The following is a 1,425-nucleotide window of genomic DNA, read 5'->3' as shown; positions in this document are numbered from 1 at the left end:
GCAGCGAGAAGTACAGCAGCCACCAGCCGATGGCGACCGACAGGAAGGCCAGGGCGCCGCCGATGGCCAGGGAGAGCGGCTGCCAGCTGTGCGGGCTGAAGAACCCGACCTCGCCGGCGTCGTCCGCGACGTCCGCCTCCTTGTTGTCCTGAGCGCCCACGTCGACCCGCTTGGCCGTGAAGCCGAGGTAGAAGCCGATCATGATGCACAGGCCGAAGGTCAGGAAGAGGGCCGTGGTACCGGCCGGCTCCTTCGACCACACGCCATAGACGACCGCCATGACGAGGACGAAGAAGCTCAGCCACATGAACATCTTGCCCTGGATCTTCACTTGCCGGCCTCCTTGCCGCCAGCGAGGGCCTTGTCTCCGTGGCCCGCGTTCTCGAGCTGGTCGAGAGCGGCGATCTCCGGGTGGTGCAGGTCGAACGCCGGGGATTCACTGCGGATCCGCGGCATGGTGATGAAGTTGTGGCGCGGCGGCGGGCAGGAGGTGGCCCACTCCAGGGAGCGGCCGTAGCCCCACGGGTCGTCGACCTCGACCGGCTTGCCGTACTTGGCCGTCTTCCACACGTTGTAGAAGAACGGCAGGATCGACATGCCGAGCAGGAACGAGCTGATCGTCGAGATCGTGTTCAGCGCGGTGAAGCCGTCGGCCGCGAGGTAGTCCGCGTAACGACGCGGCATGCCCTCGGCACCCAGCCAGTGCTGGACCAGGAACGTGCCATGGAAGCCGATGAACAGCGTCCAGAAGGTGATCTTGCCGAGGCGCTCGTCCAGCATCTTGCCGGTCCACTTCGGCCACCAGAAGTGGAAGCCGGAGAACATCGCGAAGACCACGGTGCCGAAGACGACGTAGTGGAAGTGCGCCACCACGAAGTACGAGTCGGAGACGTGGAAGTCCATCGGCGGCGAGGCCAGGATGACACCGGTCAGACCACCGAAGGTGAAGGTGATCAGGAAGCCGGTCGCCCAGAGCATCGGTGTCTCGAAGGACAACGATCCCTTCCACATGGTGCCGATCCAGTTGAAGAACTTCACGCCGGTCGGTACGGCGATGAGGAACGTCATGAAGGAGAAGAACGGCAGCAGCACACCGCCGGTGACGTACATGTGGTGCGCCCACACCGTCACGGACAGACCCGCGATCGCGATGGTCGCGCCGATCAGACCCGTGTAACCGAACATCGGCTTACGGGAGAAGACCGGAATGACCTCGGAGATGATGCCGAAGAACGGCAACGCGATGATGTACACCTCTGGATGCCCGAAGAACCAGAAGAGGTGTTGCCACAGCAACGCCCCGCCGTTGGCGGAGTCGAAGACGTGGGCGCCGAACTTGCGGTCCGCCTCCAGGGCGAACAGCGCGGCCGCGAGGACCGGGAAGGCCAGCAGGACCAGCACACCGGTCAGCAGCACGTTCCACAC

At 64.4% G+C, this 1,425-nt stretch carries 2 protein-coding genes; both read right to left on the bottom strand.

Going from position 1 to position 1,425, the window contains the following annotated elements; translation table 11 throughout:
- Positions 1-331 (bottom strand): cytochrome c oxidase subunit 4 (locus tag ACFTZL_RS44900; protein ID WP_382596420.1); only part of this gene is annotated, 331 nt, incomplete at its 3' end.
- On the bottom strand, positions 328-1,425 hold a 1,098-nt coding region (locus tag ACFTZL_RS44895; RefSeq protein WP_382596417.1), incomplete at its 5' end, for a cbb3-type cytochrome c oxidase subunit I. The genes ACFTZL_RS44895 and ACFTZL_RS44900, both read right to left, overlap by 4 nt.

The sequence above is a fragment of the Streptomyces sp. NPDC056948 genome (assembly GCF_042674225.1).
GTDB lineage: Bacteria > Actinomycetota > Actinomycetes > Streptomycetales > Streptomycetaceae > Streptomyces > Streptomyces purpurascens.
The sequence above is the reverse complement of the archived record's forward strand: the minus strand, read 5'-3'. Positions and strand labels throughout refer to the sequence as shown.